This is a genomic window from Corynebacterium uropygiale (assembly GCF_021568315.1).
Taxonomy (GTDB): domain Bacteria; phylum Actinomycetota; class Actinomycetes; order Mycobacteriales; family Mycobacteriaceae; genus Corynebacterium; species Corynebacterium uropygiale.
On record NZ_JAKGSI010000001.1, the window covers coordinates 691,755 to 714,510 of the forward strand.

The following is a 22,756-nucleotide window of genomic DNA, read 5'->3' on the forward strand; positions in this document are numbered from 1 at the left end:
GGCCTAGTCCTCGTCGGGCTCGAGCACGCTGTGGCCGTCGGCGGTCTTGAGGTTGCGGACTTCCTTCATTCGCGGCTGGGGGTCGAGTTTCTCCGCGATGGCTTTGCGGGTGGCCTTCATCGCCTTCTTGGCGACGGGGGAGTTGATCGCCGCGGAGGACGCCTTCTTGATCTGTTCATAACGGCGGCGGCCGGCTTTGGTCCCGAATACGTATCCTGCGGCAGCGCCAACGACGAACTGGATCATAGTGAAAGAATCATCCTTCCCTGAGGCCGAACTTCAGGTCCACCTTAACGCAGAATCCGGGCTCGGTGCGAAGGCCGCTGCACCCTCCATCCATCGAAAGTTTTAGACTGGTGGGCGGGCCGCGGCACAAGGAAGGCGTGGCTAACCATATGCGCGCGAAAGGAGTGCTGTTCATGGGTCGCCGTCGAGGCATTAACCCCTGGATCCCCAACCAGCATGGAGCCTGGCCGATGGTCACCATCCCGCCCCTCCTCGGTCTCATCCTCGGCTTCTGCGGGCCGGGCGAGCGCACGGCGATCTCCCTCCTCGCGACTCTCCTGGTCCTCCTCTCCTGGATGAGCGGTTATTTCTGCTTCTTCGCCGGTGGGCTCCTCTTTAAGGCTCGACGACGCCAGCACCGCGGAACCTTCCTGGCGCCCACCCTCACCTATGGCGGGGTGGCGGCGCTCTGCGCGGTGGTGGCTCTGCTGCTTCGCCCCTCGTTGCTGTGGTGGGCGATCCTCTTCGTCCCGCTCGTCGGCATCGCGGTGGAGGAGATCCTCATGAACCGCCCCCGCTCGACGTTCTCCGGGTGCGCCACGACGTGCGCCTCGGGCGCGGTCCTCGCGGTGATGGACACAGTGGGGCGGGGCGACGGCGGGCCCGCGGGCACCTCCACGGTGGGGATCATCTCGGCGATCGTCATGGCGCTGTACTTCTCCGGCACGGTGCCCTATGTGAAGTCGATGATCCGGAAGAAGGGCAATCGGCGCTATCTCATCGGCTCCGTGACGTACCAGGTGGTGGCGGCCCTCGTCGTGGCGGTGCTGGCGCTGAAGTGGGTGCCGATCCTCGCCGCGATCATCATGGTGGCCGTCATGGTGTGGAGCATTGGGCGGGCGATCCTCGTGCCGTATTCCGCGCAGAAAGGAACCGTGTGGACTCCCAAGAGGGTGGGGCGCGCGGAGGTGCCGGCCACCATCGTCATGGCGATCGCGGTGATTCTCGCCGGGGTGCTCGCGGCCTAGGGGCTTGAGGGCGCCCGGAGCAGGGTCTGTGCGGACCCGGAGCGAGGCGCGGGGAGCATAACAAAAAACCCGCAAGCGGTGCTTGCGGGATGTGGCTCCCCCAGCTGGGCTCGAACCAGCGACCCTTCGATTAACAGTCGAATGCTCTGCCAACTGAGCTATGGGGGATCAGGCTGCTGCGGATGCTTCCGTGCAACGAGAAGATACTATATCGAGCACCGCGAATGCTTGGCAAATCTGCAGGTCAACGGGGATCTCTGCACTCGCTAAGATGGCAGTCATGGACTCTCTCGACGCGCTGACAACCTTCCCCGCCCCGACGGTCGCCGCGGCCGTCCTTGATCACTCCGAGCAGTGGACGCTCGGCGATGAGGAGCACGTCTTCGCCCTGGCCAGTGTGACCAAGCTGCTCACCGCCTATGCGGTGCTCCTCGCGGTCGAGGAGGGAGCGATGGAGCTCGATGACCCCCTGGGTCCGGAGGGCTCCACGGTGCGCCACCTCCTTGCCCACGCCTCGGGGGTGGGTTTCGATAGCCGCCGGGCGCAGAAGCCGGTGGGTGAGCGTCGTATCTACTCCTCGGCGGGCTACGAGATCCTCGCGGAGGCGGTGGCAGAGGCCACGGGCATCGACTTCCCCGAGTACCTCCGGGAGGGGGTGTGCGAGCCGCTGGGGATGAGCGCGACGCGCCTGGAGAGATCGGCGGGGCACGGCGCGGTATCGACGGTGCGGGACCTCGCGGTTTTTGCGCGCGAGTGGCTCACGCCGACGCTGCTGCACCCCGACACGGTCGCGGAGGCCCTGCACCCGCAGTTCCCGGAGCTGCGCGGTGTGGTGCCGGGCTATGGGATGCAGAAGCCGTGCCTGTGGGGGCTGGGCCCGGAGATTCGAGGGGAGAAGGAGCCGCACTGGACGGGGGCGAACATGCCGGAGGATACGGCGGGGCACTTCGGTATGAGCGGGACGTACCTGTGGTTCCATCGGCCGACGCAGCGGGCGATGGTCATGCTCAGTGATCGGGACTTTGGGCCGTGGGCGAAGCCGCTGTGGTCGGAGACGAATGCGGCGATCTGGGCTGAACTCTCAAGCTCCACTCGAGAGTGAATAACTGGGGGATGAAGTGGGGGTTGAGAGTTGCTGATGTGACGCGTGGTGCCGGAAAATTGGCCCCCACAGGCATGGAAACCATGACACGCAGGCCGTAGGGGAAGACGAGCCTCGTCTTGCATGCCGGGCCATGGGCATCCGCGCGCGTGGGCCGGCATGATCACTCATCATGGAAAAGGACCGTGATTGTGCCTGACTTTGCATCACCACGCACGACGTGCCGGCGCGGGGACGCAGGACACGACGCAGGAATCGCGGAGAGCCCGCGGGCAGCTGCGCGCCCGTCGCGCCGCGCGCAGACCGCCGTGCTCCACATCAGCGGGCTGACGCGGCGGCTGCGCCCTGCCGTCGAGTCTGCCCTGTGCCTCTGTGTGCCGAGCCCCTCTGTGCTCTCGCCGCACCCGGGCGAGGACATCTGGGATACCCGCTGGTTCACCCGCTGGCAGCGGGACACGACGGGGAGCTTGCGCTGCCGGGAGCTCCTCAGCGGCTCCGAGGAGGAGCTGACGGACCTGGCGGAGGTCCTCGGCGCGCTCGCCCGCGAGCACGGATTCAGCGCCCGCGTCGAGAGGGTCGGGGAGTACGTCGAGGCCTAGGACTCCGGGTCGGTAGGGTCCTCGGGCTCGAAGGCGCCGTCCTCGAAGGGGTCGAGGATGTTCTCGGCGACGTCGGCGATGGAATCGAGCACCCGGGTCGGCCGGTAGGGGTAGCGCTCGATCTCGTTCTCGTCACTGATACCGGAGCGCACGAGGATGGTGCGCATGCCGGCCTCCAGGCCGGACTTCACGTCGGTATCCATGCGATCACCGATCATGACGGTGCGCTCCGAGTGGGCACCGATGGTGTTGAGAGCGGAGCGCATCATCACCGGGTTCGGCTTGCCGATGTAATAGGGCTCCTTGCCCGTCGCGGAGGTAATGAGGGCGGCGATGGCGCCGGTCGCGGGGAGGATGCCCTGCGGGGCGGGGCCGGTGACGTCCGGGTTCGTCGCGATGAAGCGGGCGCCGGCGTTAATGAGGTTGATGGCCTTGGTGATGGCCTCGAAGGAATAGGTGCGGGTCTCGCCGAGGACAACGAAGTCCGGCTCGGAGTCGCTGAGCACCCAGCCGATCTCGTGGAGGCCCGTGGTCAGCCCCGACTCGCCGACGACGTACGCCGTGCCCTCCTTGAGCTGGGAGGCGAGGAAGTGCGCGGTGGCCGTCGCGGAGGTCCAGATGCGCTCCGGGGGAATGAGAAGACCCTGGGAGCGCAGGCGCGCGGAGAGATCCCGCGGGGTGTGAATGGAATTGTTGGTGAGGACCATGAACTCAATGCCGTGGGAATCCAGGGCATGGAGGAAGCGATCGGCACCGGGGATCATCTCACCTTCACGGATGAGGACGCCATCCATGTCGGTGAGGTAGGAGATAGAGGCAGTCATACTCCCTATTGTGCGTTACTTCTCCCCGTTTTGACGAGCATTGGTCATCCGTATCCCATCGACGTGGTCGAGGAAATCGCCGACCGTGTTGAAGCTGAGGACATGTTCGTCTTCGAGCTGGACGCCCAAGGCCTCCTCCGCGCGGACCGTCGTCTCGATGAGAGAGAGCGAGGAAATGTGCAGGTCATCGAGGAGATGGGTCTCCGGGGTGATGTCCTCGATCTCGGTGCCCGTGGTGTCGCGGAGGATCTCAGCGAGGATGCGTACATCCGCAGCGCGCCGGGCAGCGCCATTGTCCTGTTCACTGCTGCTCATACGGTTGAGCTTAAACGTTCCCTTTGCCCTTCCTGGCAGCCGGGTCCTGGACTAGCATGAGTGCTCATGAAACATGCTGCCCGAGCCGTATTTTTGCGCCTGACGCCGTCGGGCCGTCGTCGACTGGCACTCGAACACGGCGCTCTCCACTCGCAGTCGCGCGAGCCGGGCCTTCAGGACCTTGATGACACCGGCACCGTGAACTCCGATGGGATCGACGTCGCCTATTACGTGGCCGGCCCGGATGCCGCTGTCGCGGAGCCGCGCGCCACGGTCGTCTACGTGCACGGATTCACCCTCGCCGCCGAGGCCTACTTCCTCCAAGTCAAGCACGTCCGGCGCAGCCACCCTGAGGTGCGCAACGTCCTCCTCGACCTCCGCGGGCACGGCCAAACCGGCGCCGTGGACCCGGATCTGTGCACCATGGATGGCATCGCCGACGACGTCCGCGCCGTCATCCACCACTGCGCCCCCACGGGCCCCATCATCCTCGTGGGGCACTCGATGGGCGGCCTCTGCATCCTCGATCTTCTTCGCCGCTGTGAGAACGACGAGCCGGAGCTCTACGCGCGGATCGCCGGGCTCATCCTCGTGTCCACCTCCATCGAGGCGCTCTCTGACCAGGGGATCCCCCAGGTCCTCGCGCTGCCCGCGGCCGATAGCATCTACAAGGCCGTGGACAGTTCCGCCACGGAGGTCAAGAAGTTCCGGGAGAAGGCGGCGGCGCTGCTTGCGCCCTCGCTGGCCGTCGGGGTCTTCAAACGCCCGACGAACTACGAGCTCGTCGAGTTCCACGCGGCGATGATCCACGAGACTCCGCTGGAGTCCTTCGTCGGATTCTTCCGGGACCTCCAGCAGCACGACGAGCTCGCGGCCGCCGGGGCGCTCGCCTCGAAGCCGGGATTCGTCATCGTGGGGGACCGGGATGACGTCACCCCCGAGGAGCAGGCCGATCGCATCTGCGAGGTCTGGCCGCGCGCCTGGCGGCTGCTCGTCCACGGGGCGGGGCACATGGTGAACCTCGAAGCCCCGGAGGTGCTCAACGCGGCGATCGACCGCCTCATTGACGCCATCCCCGAGGAGGCCGCGCCGCCGGCAACGGCCTAGAGGCGCCGAGGCGCCCGGAGAACGTGTGCTCTCCGGGCGCCTCGAACTGTCTCCCGGGGGCGAGGGGCTCGTCCCGGGGTATGCGGGCTAGGCCTGCGTCGGATCCGTGATGTGGTATTTCTCCGCCGCGTCGACGGCCACCTGGCGGTCGATCTCCCCAGCCCGGGCGAGGGCGGCGAGGACGGCCACCACGACGGACACGCCGTCGATGTTGAAGTAGCGGCGGGCGGCTTCACGGGTGTCGGAGAAGCCGAACCCGTCGGCGCCGAGCGTGGTGTAGTCGCCGGGCACGAGGCCGCGGATAGACTCCGGCAGCTCGGTGGTGAAGTCGGAGACCGCCACGTACGGGCCGGAGGCCTTCTTCAGCTGGCGGGTAGCGAAGGCCTCGTCCTGGTCCTCGCCCGGGTTGCGCAGCTGAGCAAGGTTGCGGGCCGCGCCATCGCGGGCCAGCTCGGTCCACGAGGTGACCGAGAAGATGGAGGCCTTGACGTCGTACTCCTCGGCGAGGATCTTCTGTGCCTCGAGCGCCGCCTGCATCCCAATGCCGGAGGCCAGGATGGAGGCCTCGTGGCTGCCCGTCTCCGGGGTGTCGTAGAGGTAAATGCCCTTGTGGAGGCCCTCGACGTCGAGGTTCTCGGGAGCCTTCGGCTGGTGGGTCGGCTGGTTGTAGACGGTGAGGTAGTAGATGACGTTCTCCGCGCGGGAGCCGTACATCCGGTCTACGCCCTCTCGGATGAGGTGGGCGACCTCGTAGGCGAAGGCCGGGTCGTAGGACTTCACGGCGGGGTTCGTCGCCGCCAGCACCGGGGAGTGGCCGTCCATGTGCTGGAGGCCCTCGCCGGTGAGGGTGGTGCGGCCGGCGGTCGCGCCGATGAGGAAGCCGCGGGCCATCTGGTCGCCGGCAGCCCAGGCGGAGTCGCCGGTGCGCTGGAAGCCGAACATCGAGTAGAAGATGTACAGCGGGATCATCGGCTCGCAGTGGGTGGCGTAGCTCGTACCAGCGGCGATGAAGGAGGCCATGGAGCCGGCCTCGCTGATGCCCTCGTGGAGAATCTGGCCGTCGGTGGCCTCACGGTAGGAGAGCATGAGGTCATGGTCGACGGGCACGTAGTTCTGGCCGTGCGGGTTGTAGATCTTCAGGGTCGGGAACCAGGAGTCCATGCCGAAGGTGCGGGCCTCGTCGGGGATGATCGGCACGATGCGCTTGCCGATCTCCTTGTCCCGCATGAGCTCCTTGAAGGTGCGGACCAGGGCCATCGTCGTGGCCACTTCCTGCTTACCCGAGCCCTTGAGGATGCTCTTGAACTTCTCCACCGGCGGGACGTCGAGCGGGGTGTAGGACTCGCGCCGCTCGGGGAGGTAACCGCCCAGCTCACGACGGCGCTCCTTGAGGTACTTGATCTCCTCGGAGTCCTCGCCCGGGTGGTAGTAGGGAGGCATCTTCGGGTCCTTCTCGAGCTCCTCATCGGAGATCGGGATGCCCTGCTTGTCGCGGAAGAGCTTGAGGTCATCGAGGGTCAGCTTCTTCATCTGGTGGGTCGCGTTGCGGCCCTCGAAGTTGTGGCCCAGGCCGTAGCCCTTGATGGTGTGGGCGAGGATGACCGTCGGGCGATCCTTGGTCTGCATCGCGCGCTGGTAGGCGGCGTAGATCTTGCGGTAGTCGTGGCCGCCGCGGCGCAGACGCCAGATCTCATCATCCGTCATGTCCTCAACCAGCTTGAGGGTGCGCTCATCGCGGCCGAAGAAGTGCTCGCGGACGTAGGCGCCGTCGTTGGCCTTGAAGGTCTGGTAGTCACCGTCCGGCGTCGTGTTCATGATGTGAACGAGGGCGCCGTCCTTGTCCTTTTCGAGCAGTTCATCCCACTCGCGGCCCCACACGACCTTGATGACGGACCAGCCGGCGCCGCGGAAGAAGGACTCCAGCTCCTGGATGATCTGGGTGTTGCCGCGCACCGGGCCGTCGAGGCGCTGCAGGTTGCAGTTGATGACGAAGGTGAGGTTGTCGAGGTTGTTGAGCGCCGCCTGGTGGATGAGGCCGCGGGACTCGGGCTCGTCCATCTCGCCGTCGCCGAGGAACGCCCAGACGTGCTGCTGGGAGGTGTCCTTGATGCCGCGGTCGTGGAGGTAGCGGTTAAAGCGCGCCTGGTAGATCGCGTCCATCGGGCCGAGGCCCATGGAGACCGTCGGGAACTCCCAGAAATCGGGCATGCCGTGCGGGTGCGGGTAGGAGGGGAGACCGCCCTGGGAGCGGGAGACCTCCTGGCGGAAGCCGTCGAGGTCATCCTCGGTCAGGCGGCCCTCGAAGAAGGCGCGGGCGTACATGCCGGGGGAGGCGTGACCCTGGAAGAAGACCTGGTCGCCGCCGCCCGGGTGATCCTTTCCGCGGAAGAAGTGGTTGAAGCCGACCTCGTAGAGCGGGGCGGCGCCAGCATAGGTGGAGATGTGGCCACCGACGCCAATACCCGGGCGCTGCGCCCGGTGGACCATGATGGCAGCATTCCAGCGCATCCAGCGCCGGTAACGCTTTTCGATCTCCTCATCACCGGGGAATTCCGGCTCCATGGACGTCGGAATGGTGTTGACGTAATCGGTGGACAGCAGCGGGGGGAGAGCCACTCGCTTAGCAGATGCGCGCTCGAGGAGGCGCAGCATCAGGTAGCGGGCACGGTCGTTGGACGATTCCTCCAGCAGTCCGTCCAGGGATTCCATCCACTCGCGAGTCTCTTCCGGGTCGCTGTCATTGAGATAGGACGCGACGCCATCCCGAATCAGGGGAAAGTTGCTGTCCTCACGGGAGCGGCCGGCAGACGTGGAGTCAGCCATACAAAGACCTCCTTTGAAAAGAATTACCTAAGCGAGATGCTCCCACTAGAATACGTCCCTTCCCCCGCGTCGCGCGCGCGGGCGGACATCAAGTTTTCCTGTATGGACGCAGGACCCCCGAATCCCACCCCAAAAGTGGCAGAAAAAGCGAGAGGTAACGAGACCTTCGTGTGCTGACCTTGTATCCTACGGGGGAGAACGAAATCCGTGTGACCCGAAACGGGCACGTTAATCTCCGAGGAGGAACATCACAGTGGACGAGGCTCTGGGCGAAATGAGCGAGCGTGCGCGAGGGTATGCGCAGCTTTTAGGCCTGAAGCCAGGACAGACAGTCCAGGAAATAGGGTGGGACGAGGACTGTGACAGCTCCATCTCTGAGGCCATTGAGGACATCATCGGGGAGGAACTCCTCGACGAGGACACGGATGAAATCTGCGACACGGTTCTGATGTGGTGGCGCGCCGAGGACGGCGACCTCGTCGACGGCCTCGTGGACGTCCTCCGCAATCTCGCCGATAACGGCAGCATCTGGCTCCTCACCCCCGGCGCGGGCAAGCCCGGCACGATCGCCCCGGGGGAGATCAACGAGGCCGCGCAGCTGGCTGGCCTCGTCCAGACGAGCGCCGAGCGCCTCGGCGAGTGGCAGGGATCCTGCCTCGTCCAGCGGGGCTACCGTCGTTAACCTGCCCCCATTACCCTCCCGGGGGAGTGACGACGACGCCCACCCCTCGGCCTCCCCGCCACGCGCAGGCGAGGGGCCAAGGGATTATTGAACTCCGATCCCTCATGCTAGTGTTGGGGATCGTGCTTTTGCGCTCCTAGCTCAGCTGGAAGAGCAGCTGGTTTACACCCAGCAGGTCGGCGGTTCGAGCCCGTCGGAGCGCACCACCACGGCCTGCGAACGCCCCGCCGCTGCGGGATTTAGCGTTCGCGGGCCTTCTTTTCTGCGCGGCGGCGCCAGGGGTTGCGGTGCTGATCGCCATAGCGCTGGTGGAAGGTTTGGGCGGTGGGGTCCTGGGACGTGTCGGGGGATGTGGGGGATGCAGGCGGTGCGTCGGGCGCGGCCTCGGAGGAGACGTTGGCGGACGTACTGGCGGAGGCTTCGGCGGCGGTATCGGCAGTGGGGCGGGGGGAGTCTGCAGGCTGCTTCTCCGCCTCGTCTGTGCGGCTGGCCTTCATCTCTGCTTCTTCCTCGCGGACGCGGCGTCGCTCGCGAACCTCCGCGTAGATGAAGTAGCCCAAGCCCAGCGGGGCCATGATGCCGAAGGCGATCCACTGCAGCCCATAGGAAAGGTGGGAACCGCGGTCGAGCTTGGGGACGGGGATGGCCATGAGCTCGCCCGGGGAGCCCGCGGTGAGCTGGATGTAATCGCGGCCGAGGGGGAGGTGGATGAGGTCCGACACCTGCCCGGTATTGATGCCATAGACCTGGAGGCGCCCGCCCTCGTTGAGCGGCTCAGAGGAGGGGAGCGCCTCGTTGACGCGCACGACGCCAGAGAGCGTGACGCTCTCGGAGGGCGCCGGGGTGATGGGCGGGATGCCCTCCGTGGCCTGGACGTAGCCGCGGTTGATGAGGAGCGTCAGGCCGTCGTCGCTACGAAAGGGGGTGAGGGCCTGGTACGCGGGGTGGCCATCGACGGATCGGAGGCGCAGGAGAACCTCCTGCTCCGGGAGGTAATGCCCGATCAGTGAGACGCGCGTCCACTCCTCGCCGGGCTCGATGCCGCCGCTTGCGGGGTCGATGACATCGGCGGCGGGCACCGGGTCCCGGTGGAAGGCCTGCTCGATTTGGTCATTGCGCTGGACGATGGCCGTGTTCTTATGCAGCTGCCACGGGGCGAGCACCGTGAACGCGAAGTAGGAGAACGCAATGATGAGAAGGGTTCCGATGACCCACCCGGGGGTGAGAAAAGTCCGCCACGAGAAGGACGTGGATGACGTCGTGCTCTCACTGCTCACGGTTGTCTGCTCCCGACTCCTGCCGAATCCACTCGAGGATGCCTGGCACTGCGGCCTCAATCTGCTCCCGCGTCGTGCGGAAACCATCCCGGCCCCCATAATAGGGGTCCTCGACGCTCGCCTGGTCCGGGGCCGCCGGATCAAAACTGCGGAGCAATCGCACCTTCTCCTCCGGGACCCCACTAGCGATGAGTCGGGAGACATGGCCCGTATCCATCGCGATGAGCAGGTCCGCGTCCGCATCCATCTGCCCGAACTGGCTGGCCCGGTGCTGGCTGCCGTCGTACCCATGCGCCGCGAGCTCCTCGAGGGCGCGATGATCCGCCCCATCACCGACGTGCCAGCCGCCCAGGCCGCAGGAGGTCACGACGGCATGGTCGGCGAGGCCGGCCTCATCAATGTAGTGGCGGAGGATGATCTCACCCATCGGAGAACGGCAGATGTTTCCGGTACACACAACATCCAGGTGGAGGCGTCGCTGAACAGTCATGAACTCCAGACTAATGATCGACGGCGGACGGGAACAGTACACTCGGGCAGGACCGTGACTGGATGCATCGACGGAAGGAAACCGGTGAGCAGCACCGTTGGAGAGATTCGCACGCTGTTGGAGAAGGCCTACCCGCCCGCGCTAGCGGAAAGCTGGGACAAGGTGGGGCTCATCTGCGGTGACCCGGCGGAGCCCGTGGACACCGTGGCTTTCGCCCTCGACTGCACCCAGGAGGTCGCGGAGCGGGCTGTGGCGCTCGGGGCGCAGATGCTCGTTGTTCACCACCCCTTGCTCCTGCGTGGTGTCCATTCCGTCGCCGCGGACACCCCGAAGGGGCGCGTCCTCCACACGCTCATCCGCGGGGGCGTCGCCCTCTTCGCCGCGCACACCAATGCGGATTCCGCCCGGCCGGGGGTCAACGACAAGTTGGCGGAGCTCGTGGGGATCACACCCGGTGCGCCGATCGTCGCGCAGCCCGCTCCCGCCAAGGACCATTGGGGCGTGCACATTCCCGCGGAGGCGGTGGAGAGCGTCAAATCTGCCCTGTTCAGCGCGGGGGCCGGGGAGATCGGCGATTACCGGGAGTGCAGCTTCGACATCGACGGCACCGGGCAGTTCCGGCCCGTCGAGGGCGCGAACCCAGCCGAGGGGAGCGTCGGGGAGCTTCACCGCGGGCCCGAGGTGAGGGTCGAGTTTGTTGCGGCGCGACGCCGGCGCGCGGCCATTCTCAGCGCCCTGCGCTACACGCACCCCTATGAGGAGCCGGCCTTTGACATCGTGGCCCTCGAGGATGACACGCCCGCCGACCAGGCCACCGGCCTGGGGCGCATCGGGGAGCTGCCCGAACCGATGACCCTGCGGGAGTTCACCCAGCATGTTGCCGACGTCCTCCCCGAGACCGCGTGGGGTGTGCGCTGCGCCGGGGACCCGGAGCAGATCGTGCAGCGTGTGGCCGTCTCCTCAGGGGCGGGAGATAGCTTCCTTGACGCGGTGCGGGGACTGGGCGTCGACGTCTACGTGACCTCTGACCTGCGTCATCACCCCGTCGACGAGTACCTCCGCGCGGGTGGGCCGGCCGTCATCGACACCGCGCACTGGGCAAGCGAATTCCCGTGGACGAGCCAGGCCGCAGAGGTCGTGGCCGCGGGCGCGGAGGTGAGGACGGAGATCATCGACATCAGGACGGACCCCTGGACCCTCGGGGCACGGCGCTCCGGTGCCCAGGATCGCAGCAGCGAAGGACAGGAGAAGAACTCATGGGACAGCTGAACGAGAACGCAGTGGAACGAGCAGAACGCGCCCTCGCCGCCGCGCAGAAGGCGGTCCAGGACATCGAGGATGACATCCTCCGCATCCAGGACGAGGAGCGTGAGCTTCGCCGCCGCGAGCGAGAGCTCCGCGAGATTGTGCGCAATGAGAACACCCCCGAGGACGAGGCCCAGGAGGCTCGCGACGAGCGGTACGTCGTGAAGTGTCGGATCGCTGACCTCGCCAGCGAGCTTCAAGAGGCCCACAACGAGGTGCACGCGCTGCGGAATAATCGCGACGCGCGGGAAGCCGACCTGCGCCGGGCACAGGAAGAGCAGGGGAGTTAAGGGGTGCTCTGGGGTGCTCTAGGGTGCTCATGCCCGGGGCGGCCAGTGGTACACTAAGCTCCGCGAATGAGCCGACCGGGCGGCCGCGATCCCCGAACTTCTCTCGTCGTGGGAGGAAGCGGAGGTCGAGGAAAGTCCGGACTCCACAGAGCACGGTGGTTGCTAACGGCAACCCGGGGTGACCCGCGGGCTAGTGCCACAGAAAGGAAACCGCTGGTCTCCTGCAGGCCAGTAAGGGTGAAAGGGTGCGGTAAGAGCGCACCGGCAGGTCGGGTGACCGGCTTGGCCAGGTAAACCCCACCGGGAGCAAGGCATGAAGTTGCACTGTGAGGTGCGGCGGAACGGATGTTTGAGGGCTGCTCGCCTGAGTCCGGAGGTAGCTGCTTGAGGCGCCAGTGGGCGTCCTAGATGGATGGTCGCCACCCCGCCCGAGGGCGGGGGACAGAATCCGGCTTATAGGTCGGCTCATTCGCCCACACGTGTGCGGGGGTGGTGGGGTTTAGTCTCCCTCGGCGGAGACCTGCCTGGGGGAGAGCACGGTGACGCTACTGGGGTGGCCTTCGTGCAGCTCAAGGACGTCGAGCCCGTGGGCGCTGAGAGTGCTCAGCACCTCAGGGGTCTCCACGGGGGACGAGGGAGTTGTATAGGCGATACATGCGGTGCTGAGCCCAGCCAGAACGGGGCGTGCGGCCACCGCGCCTGCCCGGAGGCACAGCTGCGCGAGGGCGGCGTCGGGGGTGGACAGGCCATAGTTTTCGCGCAGGGCACGGGCCGAATCGTTGATGAGCGTCCACGCGGTGCTGTGGTGTTGGGCATGGAGGGCGCTGTTGAGCTTCGCGGCGCGCTGGGTTTCCGCTTCCCAGAAGCCCAGCCAGGTGGCGGCCTCGTCGGGAGAGGGTTGGCCCTCGAGGCCATGAACGTGGCGATAGGCGGCGAGCCACTCCGGGACGCGTGTCGGCGCGTGGGGGAGAAGCCGCAGGTGGGCGGTGCCGAAATCGTGGGCTGCACGCTGAGCGAGTGCGAAGCGCTGTGCGAGGCTGGCTCGCACCTCCTCCGTAGGGGCCGGAGCGGCCCCGGCGGGAGCAGGGCGGACAAGCCAGGCCTGGGTGCCAGGCGTGAGAATGCTGGGGCTGCGGGTGACGGCTCCGTCGGCGTGATCGACGACGCCATGCCCGCTGTCCTGGGCGCGAAGGAGCGCGTGGAGCCGGGAGAGCGCAGGGCGGGCGGGGGCGATGACTGCCGCCGAGTGCGCCAGCACGTCGGCGAGCCGCGCCCGGGTGGGGACGTCGACACCCTCCTCGGAGCAGGTCGCGGCGAGGGCGAAGGCCACATGAATGGAGCTCAGCAGGCCGAGGCCCGCCTGGTGAGGAATGGTGGAGCGGATGAGAATGTCGGCCCCGTGGACGCTTCGGCTGAGCATCTGGCGCTGGTGGAGGGAGGACATGGTGAGGGCCAGCAGGGATGCCAGCTCCTCGTCGTCCGTGCCGGGCTGGTGATCCTCTGAGCCCTCCTGGAGGGACTGCACGAGTGTGTTGATGTCAGCGTCAATGTGGAGCGCCGGGGCATCGGCTTCCTCCCATCGAATGCGCAGTTGTGCCGTGCGGGTGGGGGATAAACTCAGGCGGGTGTCCGCATCGCAGAGGACGTGGAGTGAGATGCCCCCAAAGGGGTCGCTGTGCTCTCCGATGAGGGGCCAGGATCCCGGGACTCGAGCAATGCTCTGCGGGGGAACGCCGAAGTGCTCCTGGTGGGCTTCACGCAGGTCGGTGAGCCACGTGTCGTGTTCGGGCTGCTGGTCTGCGCGTGGGGGCACGGTGTCTCCTTGGAGTCGTCGATCAGAGGGGGCGAAGTCTCACTGTAGTCGGGGAGTGGTCGCGGTATCGCTGGTACTGTGGCTTTCCAAGTATGGGTCAGGCAGCATCTGCCTCGAGGGAAAGATGAAGGAGTACCAATGGCTGACACGGACACGCAATGGTTTTATGACCTCGCTACAGGTGAGGTGAGCCAGGGGAAGACGAGCGGGTGGGAAAACCGCATGGGCCCCTATTCCTCGGAGGCTGAGGCGCGGGAGGCGCTGGCCACCGCGGCTCGCCGCAATGAGGAAGCGGAGGCGCAGGATCGCGAGGATGAGGACTGGTCCTAGCCCTGGCCGACGAACCGTCAGCAGGTGAGCGGGAATCCCCGCTCACCGTTTTTTTTATTTCTTGCGGCGCAGCTTGCTATGGGCCTTTCGGATGTCCTCGGCCACGCGGTCATAGTCGCGGAGAGCCTCGAGCCCGTGCATTCTTTCGCGCTGGTAGAGCATCCCATAGCCGAAGGTGCTCTCGCCGCGCCGCTGGGCCTTGGCCGCCGCACGCTGGATGATCTCGCGGGAGGTGACGGCGTCCTGGAAGTCCCCCAGCAGCGACTGCATCTCCTTGCACGCTTTGGCGAGCTTCTTGGTTTTCAGCCCGGTGGCTGCACCGACTGCCTCGGCGGAGTAGCGCAGTCGCTTTGCGGCCTTGCGCATGTCATGCAGGTGTTCTTCGCGTTCGGTGAGGGGAATGCTGCGGTCATTGCGCGTGGCGATGACTGCTTTATGACGCTTGCGAAGCTTCTTGTAGGCCTGCTCGACGTGCTCGAGGAGGGTGTCCTCAGCGGAAAGCGGAGCCGCAGCCGACGTGTCGTTGTCCTCCTTCTGAGGATCGGACTCTGAGCCAGCCGACTCGCCGGCCTCTGCAGCGGACTCCGGAACGGACTCCGTGGCGGGCTCCGCATTGTGCTCAGCTGTCTCCTCTGCGGGGGCCCCGAGCGGCGGGTGGAGGATGAGCTCGTCGAGGGCGTCGAGGAGGTCGAGGTAGCGATCGGAGTCGAGGGTCTTCACCACGCGCCGGTGCGCACGGCGGTATTCCTCGGCCATGTCGTGGCCGATGTGCTGCCGGGTGACGTCGTCGAGGGCGTCGGAGTCTTCCTCTTCCAGGAGGGAGCGGAAGCGCTCTTCGACGACCTCGGCATCGCGCGCCTGGCCGAGTACTCCGGCGAGGAGCTTCAATTCGCTTTCGATGTGGGTGACCGTCTCGCCGCGGAGAATGCCCTCGAAGGTTTGGAGGTGGCTGCGCAGCTCCCGGGTGGCCACGCGCATCTGGTGGACAGAGTCCCACTCGTCTCGGCGAACCCGCGGGTCATAATCGACAAGCTTGTCGCGGTTCGCTTCGAGGGCAGCCAGCACACCGGCGGCGGGGGAGTCCTCATCAATCTCGGGTTCGCTGGGCGGAGTGGGGGCATTCGCAATGCTCTCGCCCAGGGCACTCATGAGCTTCGACGGACTCTTGGAGGCGCGGGCGCCCGCACCGATGAGAAGAGCGGTGGCAGTGCGCATGATGGTGAGCTGCTCCTTCTCATCCCCATCCGGCTGGGCGAGCTCGACCTCCCACTCCCGCCACGAGCTCTGCTTGCCTCCGGGGAGGAAGGACCAGGCGGTCACGTGGTCATCGCAGAATTCCGCGAGGGGAGAACCGGCGGCATCGCCGAGGAGATACTCGGTCCGCTCATTGTCCACTTGGGCAATGGGGACGAGTTCCTTGCGTCTGATGAGAGCTCGGACGTGAGCGCGGATCTCCTCGGGCACGCGGATTTCCCCATCCACTGGTTCGCCGAGCTCAGCACGGATTTCGATGCGCCCGCGCTCTCCGGGGAGCTTGATATGCCAGCCGGCGTCGGTACCGCCCTCGCGGCGGCGAAGCGTGATGCGCGCTCGGGTGAGGCGAAGATCCTCGGTGTCGTAGTAGACCGCCGAGAGGCTGTGAGACTGCTTCTCGAGGATCGTGTCGACGGAATGAATGCGTGTGAGATCGGGAACTGCGGCGCTCTCCGTGACAGAAAACTTGGACTCGATTTCCACGAAACTCCGTGTGCCCACCGTGCTGTCTCCTTAAAGAAGTGAGGAATGAAGGTCTAGAAGGTCCTGGTGCTTACCCTACCTACCTCGTGTGGGCTGAGCATGAGGACGAAGCCCCCTGATCGAGAGCCCGGAATCGGGTGCGACGGTACGCCTTCTCCGCGGCGGTTCGACCAGCATCGAAGCCGGCCCAGCTGTTCCCACTCACCCGGGTGTAGGAGAGGGAGGGGTAGAGGAGGGAGACCGTGGTCTCGACGGCCTTGGCTCGTTGACGAAGGACAGGCAGCATGGACTGCTTATGCTCGGGGCTCTCCCAGGCTTCCTCGTTGGCTTCCTCGAGGAGCTCGCCGATTCGTGCGGCATACGCCAGGCAGAAACTCCGCCGGAAAGAGTTGGTGTCCTTTCTTCTCGCCGCCTCGCGGGCGGCGTCGGAATTCCGCATGAAGTGATCGCGCAGATGGTTGAGACAGGAAAAGAGGTGCAAGGTGGCATCGAGGTCCTCCGGGGCGCCAAGGACTGTGACAATGCCCTGGGAATGAACAAGGATGGCGCGGCAGCTATTCGGCCGAGCAATGGCCCCGAGGAGGAGGAACTGGTGCTTGATCCACGGCGCGTGAAGGTAGACGCGGCGGGCACGGACGCGGGTGCCGGGCGATGAGGAGTTCTTCTCCTCGGTGAGATGAGAGATGCGATAGCGCTGCTGAAGCTCTTGAGCTTTGGCAATGAGGCTTTCTGCCTCCTCGCTGAAGGAGGTGGACTGCGCCTTGGCGAGGAGCTTCTCGATCTTTGCCCGATGCTTCGCCTCCTGCTCGTCGCGCGGGCCCTCGCGTCGCAGGGTTGCCGAATGGAGATACTCTGACCCCTCCATGGGAGGCAGAGAGAGCAGGCGAGAGGTGAGGCGAAGATCAAAAGAGGGCATCGTCGGGGGAGATGGCGGAAGGCTGCCCAGCTCCTCCGCCCATGTGTCCCGGTGGGGTGGGTTCAGCGATCCCAGGATGGTCTCGCCCTCGCGATGCAAGAGAGCGAGCATGGGCTCCCCAAAAAGGTGACAGAGGTCGCGGGGCGTCCAGCCCTTCTGCGCTGCGAGGGTCGTGGTGACGAGGAGGCGGGCGAAGAGCGGGGTGTGATACGTCGTGGTCATGGAAACTCCTGTATGCGAATACGTGTTCGATCTGTGTGTCCACTGCACCACAGAGGGCGGACATGACTACCCCCGTGGCTAGGTGAGAGATCCTCGACCTGCGGATTTGGCCCGGCTGGACTACCCCCGTCCGCTAGCATGGGGCCATGGATAGTCAGCAGGAATTCGTGCTTCGCACAGTTGAAGAGCGTGATATCAAGTTCATCCGCCTGTGGTTTACCGATATTTTGGGTTATCTCAAATCGGTGGTCATGGCCCCCGTCGAGTTGGAATCTGCCTTTGAAGAAGGGGTGGGTTTTGACGGGTCCAGTATTGAGGGATTCTCCCGGGTATCTGAGGCTGACACGATCGCCATGCCTGATCCCTCGACCTTCCAAATCGTTCCCTTCGATGGGGAGGATTCCCCGCTCCAGGCGGCCCGCATGTTCTGCGATATCAGCATGCCCGATGGGCAGCCGTCGTGGGCGGACCCCCGCCAAGTCCTTCGCCGCCAGGTGCATTCCGCGGCGGCGGACGGCTTTGAGTGCATGGTCTCCCCGGAAATTGAGTTTTATCTTCTGCGCTCTGTGCTGACGTCCGGGCAGAGTCCCGCCCCGACCGATAATGGCGGGTATTTTGATCAGGCCTCGCATAATGAGGCCCCGTCCTTCCGTCGAGAAGCCATGCTCGCCCTGGAATCCATGGGAATCCCGGTGGAATTCTCCCACCATGAGACGGCGCCGGGGCAGCAGGAAATTGATTTGCGCCACGCGGATGTGCTCACGATGGCTGACTCGATTATGACGTTCCGCTACATCATTAAGCAGGTGGCGCAGCGCAATGGGGTGGCGGCCTCGTTTATGCCCAAGCCTTTCCCGGGCTATGCGGGTTCTGCCATGCACTCGCATTTCTCGCTCTTCGAGGGGGAGAGTAATGCCTTCCACGACCCGGATGATGAGTTCAGCCTCTCGACGACGGGCCGCCAATTCATCGCCGGCGTCTTGCACCACGCGCGGGAAATCTCCGCGGTGACGAATCAGTGGGTGAACTCGTATAAGCGCATTATGTTCGGCCACGAGGCGCCGACGGCCGTCACCTGGGGCGTGTCGAATCGCTCGGCGCTCATCCGGGTGCCCACGTACCGGCTGGGAAAGGAGGAGTCGCGCCGGGTGGAGATCCGCAGCATTGATTCTGCCTGCAACCCGTATTTGGCATATTCCGTTCTTCTGGGGGCCGGGCTCAAAGGTATCCGCGAGGGCTATGAGCTGGATGACCCTGCCGAGGATGATGTGTCGCTTCTCTCCCGGAGGGAGCGCCGGGCCATGGGGTATATTGATCTTCCTCATAGCCTGGACCAGGCTCTCCGAGAATTGGAGAAGTCAGAATTGATGGCCGAGATTCTAGGGGAGCACGTCTTTGAGTTCTTCCTCCGCAGTAAGTGGGAGGAATGGCATCGCTATGAGCAGCAGATCACGCCGTGGGAATTGGAAACCATCCTTGACTACTAAGTCGATCATCGACTCGCTCATCGACTAAGGAGACGTTGTTGTGACCAGATCGGTACGCGTGCCTTCGCCGGCGGTGTTGGGGCTGAAAGGCGCCCGCGCCCAGGACGATCTTGAATGGCTGGGCTGGAACCGTCCCGAGTGCGCCGATATCCTCTGGGCGCTCTCGGGCGCCGGGGACCCGGACCTCGCCCTCAACACGGTGCATCGTCTCGTGGAAGCCCTCGTGGAGAAGGAGGGAGAGTCCGGGCGCGAGTCGCTGACCGCCGCACTCATTGATTCCCCGGAGCTCCGCGTGAGGCTCTTCTCGCTGGTCGGAGGCTCGACGGCGCTGGGCGATCACCTCGTCGCCCACCCAGAGCTCTGGTCGGAGCTCCAGGCGCCGCTTCCCAGCAGGGAAGAGATGATGCGCGGCATGCTCGGCGCCGTAGACGCGCAGCCAGCGCACATTGAGCCCAAGGAGGATGGCCTCCCCCTCACCTCCTATGAGGATGGCGCCCGGGATGATCTCAGCTCCGCCGGCACATACTGGGCGGCGTGCACGGGCGCGGATGCCCTCGCCCCGCTGCGGGACACGTATCGGACTTTCGTCATGCGGATCGCGGCGCATGACCTCGCGGGAACTTATCCGGGGAATCGGCGCCGCCCCAGCCAGCCGGAGATCCCTTTCCGCGACATCACGGGGCTGCTCTCGCACCTCGCGGACGCGGCCCTCACGGCGGCCCTGTCCGTCGCCGTGGCGGGGGTGTACGGGGAGAATCCGGTGGACACGCAGCTGGCGGTCCTCGCGATGGGCAAGTGCGGCGCTCGGGAGCTCAATTACATTTCTGACGTCGACGTCATTTTCGTCGCCGAACCGGTCACCCCCAAAGCCACCCGGCTGGCTGGCGAGTTCAACCGGATCGGCAGCAGGTGCTTCTTCGAGGTCGACGCCGCCCTGCGCCCCGAGGGTAAGAGTGGTGCCCTCGTGCGCACGCTCGACAGCCACATCGCCTATTACAAGCGGTGGGCGGAAACCTGGGAGTTCCAGGCGCAGCTGAAGTCGCGCCCCATGACGGGGAATATTTCGCTGGGCAAGGCGTACATCGGGAAGCTGGCGCCGCGCGTCTGGGCCGCGAGCCAGCGCGAGTCCTTCGTCGACGACGTCCAGGCGATGCGCCGCCGGGTCATCGACAACGTGCCGAAGGACTTGCGCGAACGCGAGCTCAAGCTGGGCGAAGGTGGTCTGCGCGACGTGGAGTTCGCCGTGCAGCTGCTCCAGCTGGTGCACGGTCGCTCCGATGAGTCGCTCCGCGTGCTCGCGACGGTCGACGCACTCGAGGCCCTCGCCGCCGGGGGCTATGTCGGCCGCGATGATGCGTACAGCCTCAGCCAGGCCTATGCCTTCCTCCGCCTGCTTGAGCACCGCCTTCAGCTGCAGCGCCTCAAGCGCACGCACGCCCTCCCTGCGGAGGACGATGAGGACAACCGCCACTGGCTCGCCCGCACCTCGGGTTTCACGGGGGTGGGGAAGAAGTCCGCCACGGAACTGCTGGACAAGGAGATTCGCCGCGTCCGTCTCCTTGTCTCGACGCTGCACCGTCGCCTCTTCTACCGGCCGCTGCTGCACTCGATCGTGAACCTGAGTGTCGACACGCTGAAGCTCACGCCGGAGGCGGCGAAGCTGCAGCTCAGCGCCCTGGGATACAAGTTCCCGGACCGCGCCTTTGAACATCTCACGGCGCTGGCCTCTGGGGTCTCGCGGCGGGCGAAGATCCAGGCCCTGCTCCTGCCCAGCCTCATGGATTGGCTCGCGAAGACCGCCGACCCGGATGCCGGCCTCCTCAACTATCGCAAGCTCTCGGAGACGGCCTATCACCGCACGTGGTTCCTCCGGATGCTGCGCGACGAGGGGATTGTGGGCCAGCGCCTCATGAAGGTGCTCGGCACATCGCCCTATACCTCGGACCTCATCATTTCCGTGCCCGATGTCATCCGCCAATTCGGTGATGGCGCGGGAGGGCCGAAGCTGCTCGCGACGGGCCCGGACACCGTGAAGTCCTCCCTCGTCGCCGCCGCGGGACGCCACGAGGACCCCGACAAAGCCATCGCCGTCGCCCGCTCCCTGCGCCGCACGGAGCTGGCGCGCATTGCCTCTGCCGATCTCCTCGGCATGATGAGTGTTCCCGACGTCTGCCTCGCGCTGTCCACGGTGTGGGACGCCGTCCTCGAGGCGGCGCTCCGGGCAGAAATCCGCCACAGCCTCCGCGTCGATGGCTACCTGGAGCCGCCCGCGCGGATCGCCGTCATCGGCATGGGGCGCCTGGGTGGGGCGGAGCTCGGTTATGGCTCGGATGCGGACGTCATGCTCGTCGCGGACCCGGCGGAGGGGGTGGATGAGAACGAGGCCATCAAGTGGGCGATCAAGATCTGCGACCAGATGCGCTCGCGCTTGAACAAGCCCTCGGGGGATCCTCCCCTGGAGGTGGACCTCGGCCTGCGCCCAGAGGGGCGCAACGGGGCGAGCGTGCGCACGATCGGCTCCTATGAGAATTACTATCGCCGCTGGGGCGAGACCTGGGAGATGCAGGCCCTCCTCCGCGCGACCGTCATCGCTGGCGACGAGGAGGTCGGAACCCGCTTCCTCCACGCCATTGACCCCCTGCGCTACCCAGAGAATGGGGTGAAGCAGTCGACCATCCGCGAGGTCCGCCGCATGAAGGCGAGGGTGGACAATGAGCGCCTGCCTCGCGGCGCCGACCGCAACACCCACACCAAGCTGGGGCGCGGCGCGCTCACCGATATCGAGTGGACCGTGCAGCTCCTCACCATGGAGAATGTTCATCTCCACCCGGAGCTGCGCAACACCTCCACCCTGGAGCTGCTTGATGTCTTCGAGAAGAAGGAGATCCTCCCTGCTGAGAGCGTCGAGACCCTTCGCACGGCGTGGCTCGAGGCCACTCGCGCGCGCAATGCCCTCGTCCTCGTGCGGGGCCGGCGCACCGATCAGCTGCCTGGGGCGGGCCTCTACCTCATGCAGGTCGCGGCGGCCGCGGGATGGAAGCCCACGCAGTACCAGGAGTTCCTCGAGCACTATCTGCGGGTGACGCGCCGGGCGCGGCGGGTGGTCGACGAGGTCTTCTGGGGAGAACCCAGCATGGAACCCTGAGGAGTTCCTCGGGGTGGGCGGTGCTCGTAGACTGGGGCCATGAAGATCACCATGACCCTTGACCTTGAGAACCTTTCCTTCGCTGATCTCTCCGAGTTTTCCCAGGCTGCCGCCCGAAATGGCGTGCGCCCCGAGACGGAGATTCACTATGACCCAGAGGCCCGGGTGCTCACGCTGAGCTTCGACTCCGCGGAGACCACCGTCGGGGATATCCCGCCGGAGTCCGCGGACAATGCGGACTCACCCGGCGCGGCCGCCGGGGCGGGGGAGAAGCAGATTCCGCGGGACGTCGGCGAGCAGGTGGTGAACGGCGTTATTGAGTTTCTCACCGGCAGGCGTCGTCCGCCGGAAGGCGGCTACGGCTCCTTCCTCTCCTAGGGGGTGAGGCGCGGACGTGGTTGCTCCTTTTCTCTCACAGATACGCATCGAGCTTCACCCCGAGCGGCCCGTCCCCCAGGGCTATGCGCTGCGGCTGCCCGTGATCCGGCAGCTCATGGTGGAGCCCTGGCACATCGAGGGGGCGGTGACCATCCTGACCGGCGAGAACGGGACGGGGAAGTCCACGGTGCTCGAGGCCCTCGCCAGCGCCCTGCGCTTCAGCGCCACCGGCGGCGTGCGCAGCGAGGACTCCATGGAGGTTCGCAAGCGTTCCGTCAAGGATTCCGCAGGCCTGGGTGGGCATTGCCGAGTGCGGATGCATCGCACTCCGCGCAATGGCGTGTACCTGCGGGCGGAGTCACACGAGGCGTATGTCGGCGAGGCCATCCCGTCGCGCCACTCGCATGGGGAGGGGGTCTTCGAGATCATCGATGAATTCTCCCTCGGCGGGGGCATCATTATTCTCGACGAGCCCGAGGCCGGCGTATCCCCCACGCGCCAGATGGCCTTGCTCGCGACGATCACCGAGGCCGCGCGCCGGGGATCACAATTCTTCATTGTCACCCATTCGCCCATTCTGGCCGGCATCCCCGGGGCCGCCGTATGGGAGTGCAATGATGAGGGCCTCCACCGGACATCCTGGCAGCGCACCGAGTGCTTC

The 22,756-nt window shown here is 65.9% G+C and carries 21 protein-coding genes, 2 tRNA genes, 1 other RNA gene and 1 pseudogene; 14 read left to right on the plus strand and 11 right to left on the minus strand.

The genetic code is table 11. From position 1 onward, the window contains the following. Positions 1 to 3: 3 nt before the first annotated feature. The gene (locus tag L1O03_RS03300; RefSeq protein ID WP_236117976.1) at positions 4 to 246 is read right to left on the minus strand and encodes a hypothetical protein; all 243 of its coding nucleotides are present in this window, start codon (positions 244 to 246) and stop codon (positions 4 to 6) included. Positions 247 to 419: 173 nt separating this feature from the next. Here L1O03_RS03300 and L1O03_RS03305 point away from each other — a divergent pair, with 173 nt between their 5' ends. Next, positions 420 to 1,253 carry a YwiC-like family protein gene (locus tag L1O03_RS03305; RefSeq protein WP_236117977.1) on the plus strand — a complete coding sequence of 278 codons (834 nt, stop codon included), beginning with the start codon at positions 420 to 422 and terminating at the stop codon, positions 1,251 to 1,253. A 92-nt stretch (positions 1,254 to 1,345) separates the two neighbouring features. Here L1O03_RS03305 and L1O03_RS03310 read toward each other — a convergent pair. Continuing rightward, positions 1,346 to 1,421: transfer RNA gene (locus L1O03_RS03310), tRNA-Asn, on the minus strand. Between the two features lie 112 nt (positions 1,422 to 1,533). Between L1O03_RS03310 and L1O03_RS03315 the strand changes: the two genes are divergently transcribed. Both L1O03_RS03315 and L1O03_RS03320 read left to right on the plus strand, forming a co-directional pair. Then, a complete protein-coding gene (locus L1O03_RS03315; RefSeq protein WP_236117978.1) occupies positions 1,534 to 2,355 on the plus strand; it encodes a serine hydrolase domain-containing protein in 822 nt (273 codons plus the stop codon). Positions 2,356 to 2,546: 191 nt separating this feature from the next. Beyond that, positions 2,547 to 2,954 (plus strand): nucleoside triphosphate pyrophosphohydrolase family protein, encoded by a 408-nt coding sequence (locus L1O03_RS03320; RefSeq protein ID WP_236117979.1) that lies wholly within the window; start codon positions 2,547 to 2,549, stop codon positions 2,952 to 2,954. Here L1O03_RS03320 and L1O03_RS03325 read toward each other — a convergent pair. Then, positions 2,951 to 3,778 (minus strand): HAD-IIA family hydrolase, encoded by an 828-nt coding sequence (locus L1O03_RS03325; RefSeq protein WP_236117980.1) that lies wholly within the window; start codon positions 3,776 to 3,778, stop codon positions 2,951 to 2,953. The genes L1O03_RS03320 and L1O03_RS03325 overlap by 4 nt on opposite strands. 15 nt (positions 3,779 to 3,793) lie before the next feature. Then, positions 3,794 to 4,093, minus strand: a complete 300-nt coding sequence (locus L1O03_RS03330; protein WP_236117981.1) for an acyl carrier protein — start codon at positions 4,091 to 4,093, stop codon at positions 3,794 to 3,796. Between the two features lie 66 nt (positions 4,094 to 4,159). On the opposite strand from L1O03_RS03330, the gene L1O03_RS03335 reads away from it, so the two are divergent. Further along, positions 4,160 to 5,200: an alpha/beta fold hydrolase gene (locus L1O03_RS03335; protein WP_236117982.1), complete on the plus strand. Its 1,041-nt coding sequence runs from the start codon at positions 4,160 to 4,162 to the stop codon at positions 5,198 to 5,200. Between the two features lie 87 nt (positions 5,201 to 5,287). Here L1O03_RS03335 and aceE read toward each other — a convergent pair whose 3' ends face one another. Then, positions 5,288 to 8,023: a pyruvate dehydrogenase (acetyl-transferring), homodimeric type gene (aceE, locus tag L1O03_RS03340; protein WP_236117983.1), complete on the minus strand. Its 2,736-nt coding sequence runs from the start codon at positions 8,021 to 8,023 to the stop codon at positions 5,288 to 5,290. Between the two features lie 274 nt (positions 8,024 to 8,297). Here aceE and L1O03_RS03345 point away from each other — a divergent pair, with 274 nt between their 5' ends. Further along, a complete protein-coding gene (locus L1O03_RS03345) occupies positions 8,298 to 8,705 on the plus strand; it encodes a DUF3052 domain-containing protein (protein ID WP_236117984.1) in 408 nt (135 codons plus the stop codon). Between the two features lie 130 nt (positions 8,706 to 8,835). Continuing rightward, positions 8,836 to 8,911: transfer RNA gene (locus L1O03_RS03350), tRNA-Val, on the plus strand. A gap of 33 nt (positions 8,912 to 8,944) precedes the next feature. Here L1O03_RS03350 and L1O03_RS03355 read toward each other — a convergent pair. Both L1O03_RS03355 and L1O03_RS03360 read right to left on the minus strand, forming a co-directional pair. Further along, positions 8,945 to 9,982, minus strand: a complete 1,038-nt coding sequence (locus tag L1O03_RS03355) for an SURF1 family cytochrome oxidase biogenesis protein (protein WP_236117985.1) — start codon at positions 9,980 to 9,982, stop codon at positions 8,945 to 8,947. Then, entirely contained in the window at positions 9,972 to 10,472 is a 501-nt protein-coding gene (locus tag L1O03_RS03360) for a low molecular weight protein-tyrosine-phosphatase (RefSeq protein WP_236117986.1), read from the minus strand. Before L1O03_RS03360 ends, L1O03_RS03355 begins: the two co-directional genes overlap by 11 nt. Positions 10,473 to 10,556: 84 nt before the next feature. Here L1O03_RS03360 and L1O03_RS03365 point away from each other — a divergent pair, with 84 nt between their 5' ends. The 3 genes from L1O03_RS03365 (at position 10,557) to rnpB (ending at position 12,539) form a co-directional block, all read left to right on the plus strand. Then, complete coding sequence (locus L1O03_RS03365) at positions 10,557 to 11,741, plus strand: Nif3-like dinuclear metal center hexameric protein (RefSeq protein ID WP_236117987.1); 1,185 nt, start codon at positions 10,557 to 10,559, stop codon at positions 11,739 to 11,741. Beyond that, positions 11,729 to 12,067 (plus strand): hypothetical protein, encoded by a 339-nt coding sequence (locus L1O03_RS03370; protein ID WP_236117988.1) that lies wholly within the window; start codon positions 11,729 to 11,731, stop codon positions 12,065 to 12,067. Before L1O03_RS03365 ends, L1O03_RS03370 begins: the two co-directional genes overlap by 13 nt. Before the next feature lie 67 nt (positions 12,068 to 12,134). Next, positions 12,135 to 12,539: RNase P RNA component class A (gene rnpB / locus L1O03_RS03375), an RNA gene on the plus strand. A 27-nt stretch (positions 12,540 to 12,566) separates the two neighbouring features. Here the strand turns inward: rnpB and L1O03_RS03380 are convergent. Next, entirely contained in the window at positions 12,567 to 13,880 is a 1,314-nt protein-coding gene (locus L1O03_RS03380) for a galactokinase family protein (RefSeq protein ID WP_236117989.1), read from the minus strand. Positions 13,881 to 14,018: 138 nt separating this feature from the next. On the opposite strand from L1O03_RS03380, the gene L1O03_RS03385 reads away from it, so the two are divergent. Then, on the plus strand, positions 14,019 to 14,210 hold the full coding sequence (locus L1O03_RS03385; protein WP_236117990.1) for a hypothetical protein: 192 nt from the start codon (positions 14,019 to 14,021) through the stop codon (positions 14,208 to 14,210). Positions 14,211 to 14,264: 54 nt separating this feature from the next. Here the strand turns inward: L1O03_RS03385 and L1O03_RS03390 are convergent, their stop codons facing one another. Next, on the minus strand, positions 14,265 to 15,965 hold the full coding sequence (locus L1O03_RS03390; protein ID WP_236117991.1) for a CYTH and CHAD domain-containing protein: 1,701 nt from the start codon (positions 15,963 to 15,965) through the stop codon (positions 14,265 to 14,267). A 61-nt stretch (positions 15,966 to 16,026) separates the two neighbouring features. Continuing rightward, positions 16,027 to 17,085 carry a DUF2786 domain-containing protein gene (locus L1O03_RS03395; protein ID WP_236117992.1) on the minus strand — a complete coding sequence of 353 codons (1,059 nt, stop codon included), beginning with the start codon at positions 17,083 to 17,085 and terminating at the stop codon, positions 16,027 to 16,029. Positions 17,086 to 17,231: 146 nt separating this feature from the next. Between L1O03_RS03395 and glnA the strand changes: the two genes are divergently transcribed. The 3 genes from glnA to L1O03_RS03410 are packed head-to-tail and all read left to right on the plus strand — an operon-like array spanning position 17,232 to position 22,095. Continuing rightward, positions 17,232 to 18,572 (plus strand): type I glutamate--ammonia ligase, encoded by a 1,341-nt coding sequence (gene glnA, locus L1O03_RS03400; protein ID WP_236117993.1) that lies wholly within the window; start codon positions 17,232 to 17,234, stop codon positions 18,570 to 18,572. A 40-nt stretch (positions 18,573 to 18,612) separates the two neighbouring features. Next, positions 18,613 to 21,717, plus strand: a complete 3,105-nt coding sequence (locus L1O03_RS03405; protein WP_236117994.1) for a bifunctional [glutamine synthetase] adenylyltransferase/[glutamine synthetase]-adenylyl-L-tyrosine phosphorylase — start codon at positions 18,613 to 18,615, stop codon at positions 21,715 to 21,717. A 39-nt stretch (positions 21,718 to 21,756) separates the two neighbouring features. Beyond that, a complete protein-coding gene (locus L1O03_RS03410; RefSeq protein ID WP_236117995.1) occupies positions 21,757 to 22,095 on the plus strand; it encodes a hypothetical protein in 339 nt (112 codons plus the stop codon). 81 nt (positions 22,096 to 22,176) lie between these two features. Here the strand turns inward: L1O03_RS03410 and L1O03_RS03415 are convergent, their stop codons facing one another. Further along, entirely contained in the window at positions 22,177 to 22,374 is a 198-nt protein-coding gene (locus L1O03_RS03415) for a hypothetical protein (protein ID WP_236117996.1), read from the minus strand. On the opposite strand from L1O03_RS03415, the pseudogene L1O03_RS11655 reads away from it, so the two are divergent. Then, positions 22,283 to 22,663 (plus strand): annotated as a pseudogene (locus tag L1O03_RS11655) (AAA family ATPase); the annotation flags it as partial. The gene L1O03_RS03415 and the pseudogene L1O03_RS11655 sit on opposite strands and share 92 nt — an antisense overlap. Between the last annotated feature and the right edge of the window lie 93 nt (positions 22,664 to 22,756).